This window comes from Sediminibacterium sp. FW305-C-61 (assembly GCF_058231065.1).
Window position 1 is genome coordinate 456,766 of the sequence record NZ_JBIQXR010000002.1, and the last position, 18,374, is coordinate 475,139.

Annotated in this window: 16 protein-coding genes and 1 other RNA gene; 13 read left to right on the forward strand and 4 right to left on the reverse strand. The window is 40.2% G+C overall.

The window, feature by feature from the left end; genetic code table 11:
- Nucleotides 1-279: 279 nt before the first annotated feature.
- From tsaD to ftsY, 8 genes are all read left to right on the forward strand, one after another.
- Complete coding sequence (tsaD, locus tag ACH30E_RS07190; protein WP_490824522.1) at nucleotides 280-1,263, forward strand: tRNA (adenosine(37)-N6)-threonylcarbamoyltransferase complex transferase subunit TsaD; 984 nt, start codon at nucleotides 280-282, stop codon at nucleotides 1,261-1,263.
- An 83-nt stretch (nucleotides 1,264-1,346) separates the two neighbouring features.
- A complete protein-coding gene (locus ACH30E_RS07195; protein WP_294991675.1) occupies nucleotides 1,347-2,972 on the forward strand; it encodes an ABC-F family ATP-binding cassette domain-containing protein in 1,626 nt (541 codons plus the stop codon).
- Nucleotides 2,973-3,076: 104 nt separating this feature from the next.
- Nucleotides 3,077-3,454 carry a retropepsin-like aspartic protease gene (locus ACH30E_RS07200; protein ID WP_294991678.1) on the forward strand — a complete coding sequence of 126 codons (378 nt, stop codon included), beginning with the start codon at nucleotides 3,077-3,079 and terminating at the stop codon, nucleotides 3,452-3,454.
- Nucleotides 3,455-3,541: 87 nt separating this feature from the next.
- A complete protein-coding gene (locus ACH30E_RS07205) occupies nucleotides 3,542-6,100 on the forward strand; it encodes a M14 family metallopeptidase (RefSeq protein ID WP_490824280.1) in 2,559 nt (852 codons plus the stop codon).
- 323 nt (nucleotides 6,101-6,423) lie between these two features.
- Nucleotides 6,424-6,660: a 50S ribosomal protein L28 gene (gene rpmB, locus ACH30E_RS07210; protein WP_178889158.1), complete on the forward strand. Its 237-nt coding sequence runs from the start codon at nucleotides 6,424-6,426 to the stop codon at nucleotides 6,658-6,660.
- A gap of 29 nt (nucleotides 6,661-6,689) precedes the next feature.
- Nucleotides 6,690-6,872 carry a 50S ribosomal protein L33 gene (gene rpmG / locus ACH30E_RS07215; RefSeq protein WP_133472563.1) on the forward strand — a complete coding sequence of 61 codons (183 nt, stop codon included), beginning with the start codon at nucleotides 6,690-6,692 and terminating at the stop codon, nucleotides 6,870-6,872.
- Between the two features lie 2 nt (nucleotides 6,873-6,874).
- Nucleotides 6,875-7,048: a DUF4295 family protein gene (locus ACH30E_RS07220; RefSeq protein ID WP_294991686.1), complete on the forward strand. Its 174-nt coding sequence runs from the start codon at nucleotides 6,875-6,877 to the stop codon at nucleotides 7,046-7,048.
- An 84-nt stretch (nucleotides 7,049-7,132) separates the two neighbouring features.
- The gene (ftsY, locus tag ACH30E_RS07225) at nucleotides 7,133-8,098 is read left to right on the forward strand and encodes a signal recognition particle-docking protein FtsY (RefSeq protein ID WP_294991689.1); all 966 of its coding nucleotides are present in this window, start codon (nucleotides 7,133-7,135) and stop codon (nucleotides 8,096-8,098) included.
- A 95-nt stretch (nucleotides 8,099-8,193) separates the two neighbouring features.
- Here the strand turns inward: ftsY and ACH30E_RS07230 are convergent, their stop codons facing one another.
- Nucleotides 8,194-8,670: a hypothetical protein gene (locus ACH30E_RS07230; RefSeq protein ID WP_294991691.1), complete on the reverse strand. Its 477-nt coding sequence runs from the start codon at nucleotides 8,668-8,670 to the stop codon at nucleotides 8,194-8,196.
- A gap of 103 nt (nucleotides 8,671-8,773) precedes the next feature.
- On the opposite strand from ACH30E_RS07230, the gene ACH30E_RS07235 reads away from it, so the two are divergent.
- The 5 genes from ACH30E_RS07235 to prfB all read left to right on the forward strand — a co-directional run bounded on the left by ACH30E_RS07235 (nucleotide 8,774) and on the right by prfB (nucleotide 14,360).
- Nucleotides 8,774-9,739: a polyprenyl synthetase family protein gene (locus tag ACH30E_RS07235; RefSeq protein WP_490824281.1), complete on the forward strand. Its 966-nt coding sequence runs from the start codon at nucleotides 8,774-8,776 to the stop codon at nucleotides 9,737-9,739.
- A 69-nt stretch (nucleotides 9,740-9,808) separates the two neighbouring features.
- Nucleotides 9,809-11,518 (forward strand): amino acid permease, encoded by a 1,710-nt coding sequence (locus ACH30E_RS07240; RefSeq protein ID WP_490824282.1) that lies wholly within the window; start codon nucleotides 9,809-9,811, stop codon nucleotides 11,516-11,518.
- 123 nt (nucleotides 11,519-11,641) lie between these two features.
- Nucleotides 11,642-12,670: a Smr/MutS family protein gene (locus tag ACH30E_RS07245; protein ID WP_490824283.1), complete on the forward strand. Its 1,029-nt coding sequence runs from the start codon at nucleotides 11,642-11,644 to the stop codon at nucleotides 12,668-12,670.
- A 141-nt stretch (nucleotides 12,671-12,811) separates the two neighbouring features.
- An RNA gene (rnpB, locus tag ACH30E_RS07250) (RNase P RNA component class A) lies at nucleotides 12,812-13,194 on the forward strand.
- 79 nt (nucleotides 13,195-13,273) lie between these two features.
- A protein-coding gene (gene prfB, locus ACH30E_RS07255; protein WP_294991707.1) for a peptide chain release factor 2 occupies nucleotides 13,274-14,360 on the forward strand; the annotation gives its coding sequence in 2 pieces (ribosomal slippage) (nucleotides 13,274-13,333 and nucleotides 13,335-14,360; 1,086 coding nt in all).
- 87 nt (nucleotides 14,361-14,447) lie between these two features.
- Here prfB and nhaA read toward each other — a convergent pair.
- From nhaA to ACH30E_RS07270, 3 genes are read right to left on the reverse strand one after another with little or no spacing between them, the layout of a single operon-like run.
- The gene (gene nhaA / locus ACH30E_RS07260; protein ID WP_490824284.1) at nucleotides 14,448-15,644 is read right to left on the reverse strand and encodes a Na+/H+ antiporter NhaA; all 1,197 of its coding nucleotides are present in this window, start codon (nucleotides 15,642-15,644) and stop codon (nucleotides 14,448-14,450) included.
- Nucleotides 15,645-15,676: 32 nt separating this feature from the next.
- A complete protein-coding gene (locus ACH30E_RS07265; RefSeq protein WP_490824285.1) occupies nucleotides 15,677-17,320 on the reverse strand; it encodes an OstA-like protein in 1,644 nt (547 codons plus the stop codon).
- A 2-nt stretch (nucleotides 17,321-17,322) separates the two neighbouring features.
- Complete coding sequence (locus tag ACH30E_RS07270) at nucleotides 17,323-18,324, reverse strand: MlaD family protein (RefSeq protein WP_490824286.1); 1,002 nt, start codon at nucleotides 18,322-18,324, stop codon at nucleotides 17,323-17,325.
- Nucleotides 18,325-18,374: the final 50 nt, after the last annotated feature.

Here is an 18,374-nt window from a genome sequence, read left to right on the forward strand (position 1 = left end):
AGAACACGGATTTTCATGATTTTCAAGAAATATCATGATAAATCCTGAAAATCATGATAATCCGTGTTCTATCCTACAATAGACTTGCTGCTTGAAGCTTGTCTAAAGGATTCCTCTGGAGAAGTCAAATTTACCCGAACAGTACTTGCTAACAGCTAATGGCCAAAAGCTAATAGCCGTTTCTCAAAAACAGCAATATTTTGCATCCTTCATTCTGTTAATTTTGCAGGCTTTAAGCAAGCCCGGTCTTTTATCAGCAAACCTGTTACCATATTAGCCATTGAATCATCCTGCGATGAAACTTCTGCATCAATATGTGTGGATGGCAAAATATTATCCAACTTCATAGCAAATCAAACCATACATGAGCAATATGGCGGGGTCGTACCTGAACTAGCCAGTCGCGCCCATATGCAAAATATTGTGCCGGTTGTTGATCGGGCACTTGCTGCAGCGAATATTGAAAGAACCGAGCTTAATACCATTGATGCAATTGCCTTTACACAAGCCCCTGGTTTGATCGGTAGTTTATTGGTTGGTGCACAATTCGCAAAATCCCTCGCTTTATCGCTTAATAAACCCCTGATAGGTGTGCATCATATGCAGGCGCATGTATTGGCAAACCTGATTGGTGAAAATCCACCACCATTTCCTTTTTTATGTCTTACAGTAAGTGGGGGTCATACACAAATTGTGCTTGCGCATTCACCACTTAATCTTGAAGTAATTGGCGAAACAATTGATGATGCAGCAGGAGAAGCATTTGACAAAACGGCAAAATTATTAGGCTTACCCTATCCTGGTGGACCACTGGTAGATCGCTATGCAAAAGACGGCAATCCCAAGGCCTTTAGTTTCGCCGAACCCCAGGTGCCTGAACTTAATTTTAGTTTCAGTGGACTGAAAACTTCTGTATTGTATTTCCTTCAAAAACAGGAACCCGGCTTTATCGAACAAAACCTACATGATCTTTGTGCTTCGGTACAATTTACTATCGTTAATATCCTGATCAAAAAATTAAAGAAAGCTGTTCAGCAAACGGGAATAAAAAATATTTGTATTGCCGGAGGAGTAAGCGCAAATAGTGGTTTGAGAGATACATTACAGGAAACAGGATCGAAACTTGGCTGGAAAACATATATACCTGCATTTGAATATTGTACCGATAATGCTGCTATGATCGCAATTACAGCCTATTATAAATACCTCGATCAGCAGTTTATGGGGCTGGATGCAAGTCCGACAGCCAGAGCCACCTGGTAATGCCGTTTTGAACTGCTTTGCAAAAACAATCTAAAATCCGCCGCTTAAGCCGTAATTTTGCGGCCTGAAAACAACGTTAATCAATGATCAGTGCAAGAAATATCACCCTGGCTTATGGTAAAAGGGTATTGTTTGATGAAGTAAATATCAATTTCGTAAAGGGTAACTGTTATGGTGTAATTGGTGCCAATGGAGCGGGCAAATCAACCTTCCTTAAAATATTAAGCGGTGAGATTGAACCCAATAAAGGAACAGTAGAGATTACGCCTGGTGAAAGGATGTCGTTCCTGAAACAGAACCAGTTTGAATTCGATGAATGTACCGTATTGAATACTGTATTGATGGGTCACCAGAAAATGTGGACCATCATGCATGAGCGCGAAGCCATTTATGCAAAAGACGATTTTTCTGAAGAAGATGGTATCCGTGCAGGTGAGCTGGAAGCTGAATTTGGTGAAATGGGTGGATATACCGCTGAAAGCGATGCTGCAACCCTTTTGAGCAGTCTCGGTATTAAAGATGATATGCACGGAAGCTTGATGAAAGATATTCCTTCCAACATGAAAGTGCGTGTGCTGCTTGCTCAAGCGCTTTTCGGAAATCCGGATATTCTTTTATTGGATGAACCTACCAACGGTCTTGATATAGAAACCATTGGTTGGTTGGAGAACTTCCTGGCAGATTATGAAAATATTGTACTGGTAGTGAGTCACGACCGTCACTTTCTAGATACTGTTTGTACGCATGTGGCAGACGTAGACCGCTCCAAGATTAAAGTATTTACTGGTAACTATACATTCTGGTACGAGTCGTCTCAGCTCATGAGCCGTCAGATAAATGATAAGAATAAGAAAACGGAAGAGAAACGCCAGGCATTGCTCGACTTTATCGCCCGATTCTCCGCGAATGCCTCTAAAAGTAAGCAGGCTACTTCAAGGAAGAAAGCTTTGGAGAAATTAACCATTGAAGAAATCGAACCATCAAACAGAAAATATCCGGGTATTATCTTCCAGCCTTTGCGTGAAGTAGGTAACCAGATATTGAATATTGAAAACCTGAAAAAATCAGTTGATGGTCGTGTACTGTTTGATAAAGTAAGCTTTAGTATCAACAAAGGAGAAAAAATTGCGTTCCTGAGTAAGGATCCGCTGGCTGTAACCAGTTTCTTTGAAATCATCAATGAAAATGCTCAGGCTGATGCAGGTAAATTTGAGTGGGGTACTACTATTACAAAAGCATACCTGCCGGTTGAGAATAGTGAGTTTTTTACGGAAGGATTAAATCTGATGGATTGGTTGCGTCAGTTTGTTCCTGCGCATGTTACGGATGCTGATGAACCATTTATCCGTGGTTTCCTGGGTAAAATGTTGTTTAGTGGCGACGATATCATGAAAAAAACCAACGTATTAAGTGGGGGTGAAAAAGTAAGGTGTATGGTAAGTCGAATGATGTTACAAAACCCTAACCTCGTTGTACTCGACCAACCAACTAACCACCTCGATCTGGAAAGTATTCAGAGCTTTAACGAAGGTTGTATCAGTTTCCCGGGTATTGTATTACTTACTTCGCATGACCATACGTTCATGCAAACGGTAGCAAACAGAATTATTGAATTAACACCTAAGGGTATCATCGATCGTTTGATGACATTCGATGAGTATATGGAAGATAAAAGAGTGAAAGAATTAAGAGAAGAATTATATGCATAATACGCCTGAGATGTAGTCTGGTAGCGTATTTCCCGCAAATATTTACAGAATGGTTGTTTGAATGCTGATGTGTTGTACATTAGCTTTAAACAATCATTTTTTTTATGTCTGTAATAAAGCTTCCCTTGTTGTTTGTTGGATCAAGAGGTGAAAAAAGATTATACGCTTTATTTGATAGCAGGGCTAATTTGTCTTGTATTCATCCGGACTATATTGATCAGATTGCCAATGCAGAATTGTTACCAAACCCAAGGTTTGTTTTAACAGCAAGCGAGGGGCATCGGATTGAAGTTACGCATCGTGTTATTGTGGATTTTTGGATCAATGATGTAATGGTAAGTGATGAGTTTCTACTTGTGCCCGGATTAACTGAAGAAGCGGTTATCGGTGCAGCTACTATGCAGAAATGGCGCATTAAATTAGATTTTGAGCATGATACAGTTCATGTAGATCCCAAGGTCATGAAAATGCAACTCATTTAAGCAATGTAAAAAACAATTCACCCGGCCATCCTGCATCAGCGGATGGCTTTTTTGTTTTCACTATCTTAGGCACGCTAAAAAACCATCATGAGAAATTTGTTACTCGCCAGTTTACTGGTTTTATCTGTTTCCTTACATGCACAGGAGCTTAATTACTATCTCCCCAAAAATGTACGTTATAATGCCTCAATCCCAACACCGGCATCGGTTATAGGGCATGAAGTAGGAGAATGGCATGTAACACATGACCGTCTTGTTAATTATATGAAGGCTGTTGATGCAGCATCAGATCGGGTAACCATTCAACAGATGGGAACAACCTATGAGGGTAGACCACAACTTGCACTCGTGATTACTTCCCCCAAAAATCACCAGAACCTCGAAAAAATAAGGCAACAGCATGTGCAATTAACACAGGCCGATAAATCGGGTGGATTGAACATCAGTGATATGCCTGTTGTTGTTTGGATAGGGCATAGTATCCATGGAAATGAAAGCAGTGGAGCCAATGCCTCATTACTTACTACCTACTATCTGGCTGCAGCAGAAGGACCGGAAGTGGATGCTTTGTTGGATAAAGCAGTGATAATACTTGATCCTTCTTTTAACCCTGATGGACTCAATCGTTTTGCCACATGGGCGAATATGCATAAGAGTCAGACATTAGTAGCTGACCCACAAGCCAGGGAGTTTAATGAAGTATGGCCTGGTGGTCGTTTCAACCATTATTGGTTCGATTTGAATCGTGATTGGTTACCGGCACAACACAGGGAGAGCCAGAACAGGTTGCAGATGTTTCATAATTGGAAACCGAATATCCTGACTGATCACCATGAAATGGGCAGCAATTCATCTTTCTTTTTTCAGCCTGGGGTTCCTTCAAGGGTGAATCCAAATACGCCTGCCAAAAACCAGGAGTTGACTGCGGCCATCGGAAATTATCATGCAAAATATTTCGACAGTATTGGTTCCCTATATTTTACCAAGGAAGGATATGATGATTTCTATTACGGAAAAGGTTCAACCTATCCGGATATCAATGGCGGAGTAGGTATATTATTTGAGCAGGCCAGCAGCAGAGGGCATGCACAGGAAACCGAAAATGGGTTATTGACATTCCCATTCACCATCCGTAATCAATTTACAGCGGCTTTATCGACCCTTGCGGCGGCGAAGGCCTTACGTGTGGATATGCTGAAATTTCAACGCGATTTCTTTAAAGAAGTTGAGAAAGAAGCAGCCGCTTATCCTGTAAAAGCATTTGTGATCGGAGATCAATACGACCAAACACGCACACAGGTTTTTGTGCAGATGTTACTGCGTCATCAGGTAGATATATTTAACCTGAAACAGGACTATAACGCCGACGGTAAACAATTCAAAGCGGGTAAAGCATTTGTAATACCTGCAAGTCAGCAACAGTTCAAGATTATTAAAACAGTTTTTGAAAAGACCTTCGATTATAAAGACAGTCTTTTCTACGATGTAACAGCCTGGACCATGTCGCTGGCATTTGGTATGCCTACTGCTGAATTAAAAGCAGGGTACGATCAGTTATTAGGCGCCAAAGTAATCAACGCCGTTCCGCTTAGTATGCCATTGATGTCTTTATCATCTAATGCAACAGCCTATGCGTTCCGTTGGGATGATTATAATGCCCCAAAAGTGTTGTATCGATTGCAGTCTAAAGGACTAAAAGCAAAAGTGGCCACACAGCGTTTTAAAATGATGGTTGATGGCAAAGAAGAAAGTTTCGAATATGGAACCATACTGATACCAGCAGCCACGCAACCAGTAAAAGGAGAAGATATTGCAAAGCTGATCGGTAATGAAGCCGCCGGAACCGGTGTGGAAGTTTATGCATTACCTACCGGATTGGCAGGTGGTGGAATTGACCTCGGAAGCGCCAGTTTTAATAATGTAAAACAGCCAAAAGTGATGATGTTCGGAGGTACGGGTACCAGTGCAACTGATGTTGGCGAAATTTGGCATTTGATTGATATCCGGTACCAGATGCCGGTGAGTATTGTTGATGTAGATCGCTTTAATTCAATAAATGCAGATAAGTACAATGTAATCATTATGCCATCGGGTTCTTATAATAACCTGAATAAATCGGCACAGGATAAATTAAGAGAATGGGTAAGTGCCGGAGGAACATTGGTTGCCACTGAAGATGCCACCAGGTGGCTTTCAACAAATGGTTTTACCAGGGTAATCTTTAAAAACTCAGGCGAAAAAAGAGACAGTACATTGCAATTACCCTATTACCTGCGTTCAGATGAAATGCGTGCAAAAGACATGGCTGGTTCCCTATTTGAAGCCCGCCTTGACCTTACGCACCCAATAGCCTACGGCTACCGCGACCCGTCTGTAACGATTTTTAAATCGAATACCCTGTTTATGGACCAGAATAATAGTCCATATGACTCACCAGTAATGTATACCGAAAATCCTCTACAAAGTGGTTATTTATACCGTGGTTACAAGGAAGTGGTAAAGAAAACAGCCGCAATTAATATTGATGGGGTAGGAAGGGGTAAAATTATTTCGATGGTAGATAATCTGAATTTCAGGGCATTCTGGCTTGGGACATCCAAAATGTTTATGAATGCGGTGTTTTTTGGGGATATAATCAGGCTATAATTCGGAGGTGTCTTCTATCAAAATCAGTTATTCTGTGTTTTTCTGTGACTTCAGTGGCATTTAATTGCCACTGAGAACACAGAAAAACACAGATAGGTAAAAAGAAACAAAATGGTTATTTTTGATATATGTCGTTAGCAAACTTCTCTCAGACTGCTGGACTTTCGGACTTCCAGGCCATCAATTGTGGATAATTTTAGCCAAACAAAATTCCCAAACAGGAATTATCCTGGAAATGTGAACAAATTTCATAAAAAAACCGTCTTTCTTATTGATATTTTGCCATCTTTCCCTACCTTTGCCGTCCCGAAAAAAATTGAGTCATGGCAAGAGTATGTCAGGTTACTGGAAAAAAGCCGATTGTTGGAAATAGTGTTTCTCACTCAAACATTAAGACCAAGCGCCGTTTTTTACCAAATTTACAAAAGAAGCGTTTCTTTTTTGCTGAAGAAGACCGTTGGGTTACCCTGAAAGTGTCTACTGATGCTTTAAGAACCATCAACAAAAACGGTTTAGCAACTGTGATCAAAGAAATGAGAGCGCAGGGAGCTAAGATCTAATTACAAACAAGAAAAAACTAGCTAATACAATGGCAAAGAAAGGTAACAGGGTACAGGTAATTCTGGAGTGTACTGAGCACAAGACCACTGGTCTGCCCGGTACAAGCAGATATATCACTACCAAAAACAAAAAGAATACGCCTGAGCGTATGGAACTGAAAAAGTTCAACCCAATTCTGAAAAAAGTAACCGTTCATAAAGAAATTAAATAATCATGGCAAAAGCAGCTTCCAAAAACGCGAAAGTAAAAGACCAGAAAGCAGCCGCTGAAGCTAAGAACTGGACTAAAGTGATCAAGGCTGTACGTAGCCCTAAAACTGGTGCATATACCTTTAAAGAGGCTATTGTGCACAAGGATAAGGTAAAGGATTACATGTCTGAGAAATAATCTTTCTCATCACAACATATTAAAAGCTTTCTCTTAACGGGAAGGCTTTTTGTATTTAATTGCATTGCCCTAAAACCGCATTTCATGGGATTGTTTGATAAGTTATTCGGGAAGAAAGAAAAGGAAAGTCTTGACCAGGGTTTACAAAAAACCAAAGAAGGGTTCTTTTCCAAGATCACTAAAGCCATCGCCGGAAAAAGTACCGTAGATGAAGAAGTGCTCGATCAACTGGAAGAAGCATTGGTAGGTGCAGATGTTGGTATTGATACTACCATTCAAATCATCGAACGCATTGAACAAAGGGTTAAGCAGGATAAATACGTAAACACCACAGAGCTCAATCAAATACTCCAGTCTGAGATACAGGATATGCTGATTGATGCACCTGACTTTTCTTATAAAGATTTTGACATACCAGAAGGCAAAAAACCGTATGTAATTCTTGTTGTTGGAGTGAACGGTGTAGGTAAAACCACTACCATCGGTAAGCTTGCCCACAATTATAAAAAAGCAGGTAAGGATGTAGTGTTGGGAGCTGCAGATACATTCAGGGCCGCAGCCGTAGACCAGTTAACCATTTGGAGCGAACGAGTAGGCGTACCTATCGTAAAACAGGCGATGGGGTCAGACCCAAGTGCAGTGGCTTTTGATACCGTAAAAAGTGCGGTAGCCAGAAATGCAGATGTAGTTATTATAGACACAGCAGGTCGTTTACACAATAAACTGCACCTGATGGATGAACTGGGAAAAATTAAAAGGGTTATTCAGAAAGTAATTCCCGATGCACCTCATGAAGTAATGCTGGTGCTAGATGGCTCAACCGGACAAAACGCATTGGAACAAGCTCGTCAATTCACCGCTACAACAGAAGTTACCGCTTTATCTATCACAAAACTCGATGGCACAGCCAAAGGTGGAGTAGTATTAGCCATAGCCAACCAATTTAAAATCCCCGTCAAATATATCGGCGTCGGAGAAAAAATAGACGACCTGATTATTTTTGATAAACGAGAATTTGTGGATAGCCTGTTTAGAATAACAGAGAAATAAGAAATACGAAATAAGGAATAAGAAATGAGGAATAAGAAATGAGAAAGGAAATTACACTTTCTCATTTCTTATTCCTTATTCCTCTGTTTCTTATTCTAAAAGGTATACCTTATCCCAATTCCTCCCCATCCGCCTTCGAAATAGTTGTAGCCGATGAAGTTGAATGAGGGTTGCCAGTCGAAGCTAAGGTTGAGTGGGGCGCCTTTGATTTTATAATCAACACCTAATACGCCATCTACACCTACTGCAAGACCATCGTTTCTGGTTGGATAACGGTTTTTCCAGTTATCGCTCCAGAGCCCAAGGTGGGCACCACCACCAACATACCATTTCAATCCATCTACACCATTGAAATTGCCGTGATATTCATAAAGGCCGGTTAAACGAAAGCCATCATTGGAGATATATCCCAATCCTTCCAGTGCGGCATCGCTTTTAATAAAATGTTTTACACTTATCGCACCAGGATAAACTTTAACACCTAACGCTGTTTTGTAGGTAGATCCCATACTTTGCGACATAGCTGCATTGGCAGCAAAAACGATCAATGTGAACAATAATACTCTTTTCATAACAGTGTTTTTCTCTTATAAGATAAAATCGTGCCAAAAATAATCCCAGGAAAGTTCAAGGAATAGTTAAGGTTGCATTTGGTTTTATATTTAGGTTTGTATTATGCACAGTTTTAAAGATTTAGTAACAGAATTCGGAAATTATTTCGCTGTCAGACATTTTCCTGAACAGCCTGCCAGTTTATATGATCCCAATGAATATTTTTTATCATGGGGTGGCAAACGCATTCGCCCGGTGATGTGTTTGATGGGAAATGAACTCTTTGATGATATTCATGCTGATACCTGGCAACTTGCAACAGCTATAGAACTGTTTCACAATTTCACCCTGATCCACGACGATATTATGGATGCAGCTCCCTTGCGAAGAGGAATGGAAACAGTACATCTGAAATATGGAGAAAGCACTGCATTGCTGGCTGGTGATGTAATGCTTATCAGGGCATATGATTACCTGAATAAAATAAATCCGCAATACTTACATCGCATACTCCATTTATTCAATACAACAGCAAGAGAAGTTTGTGAGGGACAACAGATTGATATGGACTTTGAAAAAATGGAAACGGTATCACTTGATGCATATATCCGGATGATCAGTCTCAAGACCTCCGTTTTACTTGCAGCAAGCTTAGAAATGGGAGCCATTCTTGGAGGAGCCAGCGAAGGTAACTGCAGGCATATCTACGACTTCGGTAAAAACCTGGGTATCGCTTTTCAGGTGCAGGATGATTACCTGGATGCTTTTGGTGATCCGGAAAAATTTGGGAAAGATGTGGGTGGAGATATTCGCCAGAATAAAAAAACATTCCTTTTATTACATGCACTTGAAGTAGCATCACCGGCACAAAAAAAAGAACTCGAAAACCTGATGCAACAAAACCCACCGGATAAAGTAATAAAAGTGTTGAACATCTTCCGGGAATGTAATGTTGATGCATGGGCAAGGGAGCTCAAAGACAAATATCTTCAAACAGCGTTGTCGCACCTGGAAGCCATTGCAGTAAGATCAGTAAGGAAAGAGCCGCTGGAGGAACTGGCTAATTTCCTAATACAGCGGGAATATTAAGCCGGATTAAACTATCTTGTAACTCAGGCTATAATTAGTCAATAATATCTATCACCAAAACTAACCAGCATGCCAGGTTCTCTTTTCAGAAGAAAATCGATTGATAAAATTGCAGCAGATGCTGCTGCAGGACACTCAGACGGACATGGAGCCGGACTAAAAAAAGTATTGGGTGTTCGTGACCTTACTTTTCTTGGAATAGCCGCAGTAGTAGGCGCAGGTGTTTTTTCAACTATTGGTGGTGCTGCCTATGATGGAGGCCCGGGGATTTCTATTTTATTTGTAATAACCGCTATTACCTGCGGTTTCTCGGCACTTTGTTATGCTGAGTTTGCCAGCAGGGTGCCCGTTGCCGGTAGTGCCTATACCTATTCCTATGTAACTTTTGGAGAACTAATTGCCTGGATCATCGGATGGGCGCTGATTTTAGAATACGCTATCGGTAATATCGTAGTGGCTATTTCATGGAGTGGTTATTTCAATAACCTGCTGGTGCATATTTTTAATATTCATCTTCCAGACTGGTTATTGGTCGATCCATTAACGGCAACCAATGCTTTTACCAGTGCTACTAAAGCTATCGCAGCAGGTAATATTGCCGATCCCGCCCAACTGGAAAGCTATCAGTTTGCTATCAAAGCCTATAACGAAGCACCGGTGATTGGAGGATGGCATATTTTCTTTAACCTGCCCGCATTTATGGTAGTAGCACTTATAACCTGGATTACCATTATTGGTATCAAGGAAAGTAAAAGTTCGGCCAATGCAATGGTAATCTTTAAAGTGGCAGTTATAATTTTTGTGATTATTGCAGGTGCTTTTTTTGTAGATACCAATAACTGGCGACCATTTATGCCAAATGGTTTTGCCGGGGTACTAAAAGGAGTGTCGGCTGTGTTTTATGCCTATATTGGTTTTGATGCCATTTCAACTACCGCAGAAGAATGTAAAGACCCACAACGCGATTTACCAAGGGGGATGATTTACTCTCTGGTAATTTGTACCATTTTATATATCCTTATTGCACTGGTACTTACCGGCATGGAAAACTATGCAAACTTTAAAGATGTAAACGATCCACTTGCATTTGTTTTTGAAAATAAAGCCCCATGGATCGAAAAAATAGTTTCAATCAGTGCAGTAGTAGCAACTACATCCGTAATGTTGGTATTCCAGTTAGGACAACCGCGTATCTGGATGAGCATGAGCAGGGATGGATTATTACCTAAACGATTCCAGAAAATTCACCCAAAATATAATACACCTGTCTTTGCATCAATTGTTACAGGCATTATTGTGGCAACAGGAGCATTATTTATTGAAGCGGGTATTATGACTGATCTTACCAGTATCGGTACCTTATTTGCATTTGTTCTTGTATCTGGTGGAGTATTGTTATTGCCACGAATAGAAAAAGGACCCGGTAAATTCAGTTTACCATATATCAACGGAAAGTGGATCGTGCCAATTCTCACCGTCAGCTTTATCTATTTTTCTTGGGAAAGAATACAGCTCGCAGTTGCCAATATTACCCATGAAGGATATCAGGAAATTTTATTCCTGGTATTTCTATTGATTACCATCATTTTGAGCATACTTACTTTCCTGCGTAATTATGGATTTATTCCAATTATGGGTGTACTATCCTGTGCTTACCTGATGATTGAAATACCCGCATTAAGCTGGGCCTGGTTTTTTATCTGGATGACACTGGGATTGCTTATCTATTTCTTCTACGGCCGAAGAAACAGCGTGTTAAACCACGAAAACCGGATGTGATAAACAGAGGAAAAGAGAACAGAGAAACAGAGGAATGTCCAACGTCGAAGTAAAAAGTTGGAAGTTGGACATTCCTCTGTTCCTCTGTTCATCTGTTTTCCCAGTTCTTCGTATTTTTGTGGTATGAAATACCAGGTAGGAGACGAGATCATTGTTTTACATAGCAATGAAGAGGGCAAAGTAATTGAGCTGATAAATGATAAGATGGTGCTGATTGAGGTAAGGGGAGTGAAATTTCCGGCCTATATGGATCAGATAGATTTTCCTTATTTCTATCGATTTACAAAAAAGAAACAAACAGAAGAAAAAAAGTCGGCACCTAAACAATATATCGATCAGGTACCCAAGGAAAAACCACAGCCCAATAAAATACAAGTGGCAGATGGTGTTTGGATATCCCTCATTCCAAAATTTTCACTGGATGATTTTAATGATGAAGTTGTTGATTTACTCAAAGTACATCTTGTAAATAAAACCCCACAACCTTACAAATTTGTTTACAAGCAGTTTTTTGCCCAGGAATTAGATTTTGAATTAACCAATCAGATAGAGAGCTTTCATGATTTCTATCTGCATGATATTGCTTTTGAAGCAGTAAACGATAGTCCATCCTTTTCCATAGATTTCTCTCTGCTACAGCCAGATAAAAAGAAAGCTCCGCATTTTGAGGCGCAATTGAAATTAAAACCCAAACAATTGTTTCAACGCATCGAAGCCATGAAGGAAAATAATACTCCGACTATTTCCTATCAGCTATTCGATGAATATCCCGATAAGCAAGAAGAGGATTATGTAGATCTTTCAAAATTATCCGGTAAAGGTTTTAAGATATATGATGCGTCTAAAGTTCGCCAGAACCTGCCTCCCGCGCGTTCTGTGGTAGACTTACATATTGAAAAACTCACCAATAGTTACGAAAGCCTCAGTAACCTGGAAATTGTAGGTATACAGTTATCCGAATTTGAGAAATGGTTCGATCTGGCAGTTGCGCACAGGCAACCAAGTCTTATCATAATTCATGGAGTCGGCACAGGTAGATTAAGGGAAGAGATACACGATATCCTCAAGACCAAACGGGAAGTAAAAAACTTCATCAACCAATACGATCCCCGTTTTGGGTATGGTGCCACGGAAATTTTCTTTCAGTATTGAGGGTAGGAGTTGGGTATTAGGTATTAGGTGTTAGGTGTTAGGTACTGGGTATTGGGATTTTAAATAGTCTTTACAAAAATAACACCTAACACCTAATACCTAACGCCTAACCCCTACAATAAATTACGTTATCTTTGTATTTCATATACCCGAACCATCGCTCCACCTGCTTAATGTGGGAGGGGAGGAAAGTCCGGACAGCAAAGAGCGACCCACCGGTGAATAGCCGGCTCCCCACAATACTGTGGGGACGAGATAGTGCCACAGAAAATAACCGTCCCCACAGTACTGTGGGGGTAAGGGTGAAAATGTGAGGTAAGAGCTCACGGTTTTTATTGGTAACAATAAGAGCGGGTAAACCTTGGGTGCTGTAATGCCATGTATAGGAGTCTTTGAGGGCGGCTCGTCCGATTCCGCCTTAGGCGGAAAGGTTCCAGGGTAGGCAGCATGATCTCATCAGTAATGGTGGGGCTAGATAAATGATGGTGTAGGAACAGAATCCGGCTTATGAGGTATATGATTTTTGATTGATGATCTCAGATGGCAGATCTCAGATTTCTTTTTAAATCTGAGATCTGCCATCTAAGATCCCAAAATTCTTTTATGACACAAGAACAAATAAAAATTTTAAGGGACCGAGTGGTTGTCCTGAGGAGGTTTCTTTGACGTTGAGAACAGAAACCATAAAGTAGAAACCGATCGTCAGCTCTCTCTATCGCCTGGATTTTGGGATGATAATGCCCGCGCTACAGGCATCATGAAGGAAATTAAGGTTAATGAATACTGGCTCCGTTTGTATAAGCAGGTGGAAGCTGCTGTAGAAGATTTTGCGGTACTCTTCGAATTTTGGAAATCCGGAGATGCTACAGAGCAAGAGACAAAGCAGGCTTATGATAATGCCCTTAACAGCCTGGAAGACGCAGAGTTCAAAAGTACCCTCAATAAACCCGAGGATGAATTACCCGCGATCGTTCAGATCAACTCTGGAGCAGGAGGAACCGAGAGCCAGGATTGGGCAGAAATGCTTTTACGCATGTATCGCATGTATGGAGATAAGCAAGGATGGAAAGTTACTGAACTTGATTTCCAGGAAGGAGATGGTGCAGGAATAAAAAGTGCCACATTGCAATTTGATGGCGACTTTGCATATGGATTCTTAAAGGCTGAAAGTGGGGTACACCGATTAGTAAGAATTTCACCTTTCGATAGTAATGCGCGCAGACATACTTCATTTGCCTCGGTATTTGTGTATCCGTTGATTGATGATAGTATCGAAATAAATGTCAACCCCGGCGATTTAGAATGGGCTTTTTATAGAAGTGGGGGTAGTGGTGGACAGAACGTAAACAAAGTGGAAACTGCGGTACGATTAAAACACATTCCAAGTGGATTTATCGTTGAATGTCAACAGGCACGTACACAAGGTGAGAACCGGGAACTGGCATTGAAAATGCTGAAGAGTCGTTTATATGAAGAAGAACTTCGTAAACGTCAGGAAGCGATGAATGCTACTAATGCAGGCAAGAAGAAAATAGAATGGGGTAGTCAGATTCGGAGCTATGTATTCCATCCCTATAAAATGATCAAAGATCACCGCACCGATTTCGAAGTAGGCAACGTTGGCCCAGTAATGGATGGTGAAATAGATGGTTTTATCAAAGCCTACCTGATGATGGAGAAAGAAGCGTGATAAACAGAGGAACAGAGGAATATCCAATGTTCAATTTCCAACTTTTTACTTCGACGTTGGATATTGGATATTCCTCTGTTCATCTGTTCATTTCTTCCTCTCTTCCTTTCGTCCCATTTTCAACCAAACAAACCCGCTAACCATTGCAATCAGTGAAGCGAGCAGGACGGATATTTTTGCAATATCCTGGTCTTCTACTTTGTTGAAAGCAAGGGTGGAGATAAAGATGCTCATGGTAAACCCAATACCAGCAAGTAAACCTGCCCCAATCATTTTATTCCAGTTAGTGCCAGATGGTAGTTCCGCGAGTTTTCTTGAAACCAGTAAATAACAGGCACTGGTAATTCCCAATGGTTTTCCAATACAAAGCCCGAAAATTATACCCCAGCTCAAACTGCTATTTAATGCTTCAAGACTATTCTCCGGTATGCCAATTGCAGTATTAGCCAATGCAAAGATGGGCATGATGATAAAATATACCGGGGTATGAAATTTTATCTCCATATCTGCTAATTTGGAAACAGGAACCATAAAGGCAAAAATCACACCTGCAACTGTTGCGTGAATTCCCGAGTTAAACATAAAATACCAAAGTGCCAGTCCAAGTATCCAATGCAGGTAACCAAAATTTATTTTTCTTTTATTGAGTAACCATAATAAAACAACCGTGATAATCGCAGCCAGTAAATATCCGAATTCAATTTCGTTTCCATAGAATAAGGCAATCACAACTATGGCGCCAAGGTCATCTATAATAGCCAGTGCGGTAAGAAATATTTTTAATGCTACAGGTACACGACTACCTAATAATGAAGCGATTCCTAAAGTAAATGCAATGTCTGTTGCGGTGGGAACAGCCCAACCTGTCATAAAAATAGTTCCCTTATTAAAAAGACTAAATAATAGGGCAGGTGCAAGCATACCTCCGATAGCTGCTATTACGGGCAGCGCAGATTTTTTTATAGAAGCGAGTTCCCCACAAACCAACTCTCTTTTTATTTCCATGCCCGCCAGAAAGAAAAATACGGCCATCAAGGCATCATTGATTACGAGTAAAGGGGAATTGGGCAAGGATAAAAAACCGATATAAGTATGGTGATCCGTTGTTCCATCGAAAAAAATATTCCACATGTCTCTGTATGCAACACCAAAATCACCCCAGTTTGCCAATAGTAAAGAAATGCCTGTACATGCCAGCAGCGTTACTCCAATTGCCCGGCTATCCCGGATAAACTGTTTGAGTGGATGAAATAATCGTGTTTGTACAAGCTTTGATAAGATCATACTTACAATTTAATAATTAAAAAGGGGATAGTTTATTGCGAAGAAAGAATGTCGAACATACTCTTAGGTCTGCGACTTTCCAACCACCTAAAGTTACGCAATTTTAGTTGATCGTGGTCAACTTGGCGCATGGGATACATAGTGCCATCAACGGCATTAATTAATACTACGCGTTTTGGTTTGCCATTGTCAAAACGTATCTCAATAACATCAGAACTGTTTTTATTTACGCCGATAAAATTTTTCTGTTCATCAACACCATAGTAAACATTTTCACTGTTCCCTTTGGCCCTTAAAAAATTAATTTGTCCGGTCGTGTCGAAATAGGCATTAATGGTATTACCTCTTACCTGGTTAAAATAAAGAGAACTGTCGACCTTACTCAATGCAAGTGCATTTTCGAAAACATACAATCTTTCAGGTTTATTGTTCTTTACATACATGTAAATAGTATCACCGCTCACCTGATTTTCCTGTGCCCAAACAACAGGTTGCTTGAATAAACGAAAAACGGAATCCTTCAGTGCATAAAATAAACTATCACCGACACTTTGCAGTGAGTCGGAAAAAATTTTTACGTTATAATAGGCTTCAAAATATTTATCTGTACTGTCTTCCTTGGTACTGTCGGGAGAGAATACAAAATCTATACTATCCCTGACTCTTGGAACAGGTTTATATTTTAATAGGTCTGACAATTTCGCGGAATAAAATGTATCTGCAGTGATATAAATGGTGTCTCTTTCCTGTTTCAAAAGGAGTAAAGGTTGTTGGGTTGCCAGCAATGAATTCTTCTTATTATTGGTTTTTATATTATTGGCAATCAGGTCAAAACCCTTAAGTGAATCTTTTCCGCGATATACTGCATTTCCCCTGAATTCACCAAGTCCACTGGTACTATCGAGCGCCATTTCATCAGCAGTCATAGTATAACTACTATCATCAATTACGGAACGTTTGTATAATTCGGCTCTTTTGTTTTTAAGATCATAATAGCCATCCCTGGTTTTAATCACCAGTTTTTTATCGTTACGAATCGTTGATGGACTGGTAAATGTGGCAATTTCAGTTTCTGTATTGTATTGAAGGGTATCTGTATTGATGCGATAGTCGGGATTGATCAGGATAACTTTTTGTTTGAAAAAAATATCCTTGGTGTCTCCGTAATAATATCCTTCAATACTGGTTAAGTTCGTTTTTTCATTTACTACTTTACCTCCTTTCAGGTAAGTGCCGATTTTTACGGTTACATCGTATTCCAGTTCATCTGTTGTAAGGGTGCTTTTGCCATCGGTAAGCCTCACTTTTTTCTTCAGGTAAGCTTTTTTCTCTTTAGCCAGGTATTTCAGGTATTGGGCATAAGTGTGTACGCTGTCTGCGTCGTTGATATGAACATTGCCGAATGCTTCAAATACATTGGTGATCGGGTTAAGCACAGCACTGTCTGCATAAAACAGTGTTTTTTCCTGACGCATGATTACTTTACCAGCGTAAGAAATGAATTGATTAACAGAATCGATTTTCTTTATATTTTGTCGATCTGCCCGCAACATTTCCAATAATTTTCCTGTTACAACAGCAGATGTGTCTGTTGCAGGATCTTTGGTTGTTTGTGCATTGCTTAAATAGCTGCAACACAAAAACAAACAGCAGGAAACAAAATTGCGGATCCGCATAATTATTTATTCTTCGTAGAGTCTAATGGAGCCATTAATGGGCCGGTTCTGTCCTTCTTGCCAAATACGGAGATGTTTACATAGCGTTTAGGATGTACCCGAAGGTCATCCATCAAAATATTGGCACTTCGAACGGTATTACTCAGGTTATCATAAAGCGTTTTATCGTTCAGTAATTTGCCTAATGAACCTTCGGTTGAAGATGCTTTGGCAAGAATACTGTTCAATGTTTCGATTGAATTTTTTAACTGCGCTACTGTGCCATCAATATCTGCTTTAGAAAGGTTTTCTGTGGTTTTCTCCACATTGCCAAGCATACGGGTTATCTTATCATTATTGTCGGAAAGATTTTTGGTAAAGCTGCTTACATTATTCATGGAAGCAGCAATTGTTCCGGTTTGCTGGTTCAGCATGGCCTGTATAGAAGCAGAAGATACTACAAGGCTGGCAGTAGTTTTATTGATATTGGCTATAACGTCTTGCAGGTTGTTTTTTGTTGCAGGATCAAATATGGTATTGATATTCTTTAATACACTGTCTAATGAACCCACTGTTGCTTTTATCTGATCACCAACGGGGCCAAGTTTATTCATTACATCACCCAATAATCCGGCAGAAGAAGAGGTGAGGATGGTATCTCCTGATTTCACATAACTGGCGGCGTCTCCAAGACTGATAGTGATGCTGGCATTTCCCAATGGGTTTTCTTTGATTGAAGCCACAGAGTTGCTGGGAATATTGTACTTGTCTTTTAGTTTTATGGCTACTACGATGGCAGATAAATTGGCGTCCGCATTTTCAATATCATATACAGACCCAACCTGAAAGCCATTAATGAAAACACCATTCGATACCATTATCCCCTTGGTATCAGTATATTTTGCATAGATGAAATTACCTGTTTTGAACAGGGTTTTACCTTTCAGGAAATTAAAGCCAAGGATCAGTAAAGTAATGGCAATAGCAGTTAGAGCCCCTACTTTTGTTTCATTCGATATCTTCATACGGCAAAACTAAGGTTTCTTGGATTAGCCTGTCTGAACTAGCTGTTAAA

Excerpts from the sequence above, each read along its gene's own strand:
- ACH30E_RS07195 (WP_294991675.1), top strand. The coding sequence starts at position 1,347 with ATGATCAGTGCAAGAAATATCACCCTGGCTTATGGTAAAAGGGTATTG.
- ACH30E_RS07200 (WP_294991678.1), top strand. The coding sequence starts at position 3,077 with ATGTCTGTAATAAAGCTTCCCTTGTTGTTTGTTGGATCAAGAGGTGAA.
- ACH30E_RS07205 (WP_490824280.1), top strand. The coding sequence starts at position 3,542 with ATGAGAAATTTGTTACTCGCCAGTTTACTGGTTTTATCTGTTTCCTTA.
- rpmB (WP_178889158.1), top strand. The coding sequence starts at position 6,424 with ATGGCAAGAGTATGTCAGGTTACTGGAAAAAAGCCGATTGTTGGAAAT.
- rpmG (WP_133472563.1), top strand. The coding sequence starts at position 6,690 with ATGGCAAAGAAAGGTAACAGGGTACAGGTAATTCTGGAGTGTACTGAG.
- ACH30E_RS07220 (WP_294991686.1), top strand. The coding sequence starts at position 6,875 with ATGGCAAAAGCAGCTTCCAAAAACGCGAAAGTAAAAGACCAGAAAGCA.
- ftsY (WP_294991689.1), top strand. The coding sequence starts at position 7,133 with ATGGGATTGTTTGATAAGTTATTCGGGAAGAAAGAAAAGGAAAGTCTT.
- ACH30E_RS07230 (WP_294991691.1), bottom strand. The coding sequence starts at position 8,670 with ATGAAAAGAGTATTATTGTTCACATTGATCGTTTTTGCTGCCAATGCA.
- ACH30E_RS07235 (WP_490824281.1), top strand. The coding sequence starts at position 8,774 with ATGCACAGTTTTAAAGATTTAGTAACAGAATTCGGAAATTATTTCGCT.
- ACH30E_RS07240 (WP_490824282.1), top strand. The coding sequence starts at position 9,809 with ATGCCAGGTTCTCTTTTCAGAAGAAAATCGATTGATAAAATTGCAGCA.
- ACH30E_RS07245 (WP_490824283.1), top strand. The coding sequence starts at position 11,642 with ATGAAATACCAGGTAGGAGACGAGATCATTGTTTTACATAGCAATGAA.
- nhaA (WP_490824284.1), bottom strand. The coding sequence starts at position 15,644 with ATGATCTTATCAAAGCTTGTACAAACACGATTATTTCATCCACTCAAA.
- ACH30E_RS07265 (WP_490824285.1), bottom strand. The coding sequence starts at position 17,320 with ATGCGGATCCGCAATTTTGTTTCCTGCTGTTTGTTTTTGTGTTGCAGC.
- ACH30E_RS07270 (WP_490824286.1), bottom strand. The coding sequence starts at position 18,324 with ATGAAGATATCGAATGAAACAAAAGTAGGGGCTCTAACTGCTATTGCC.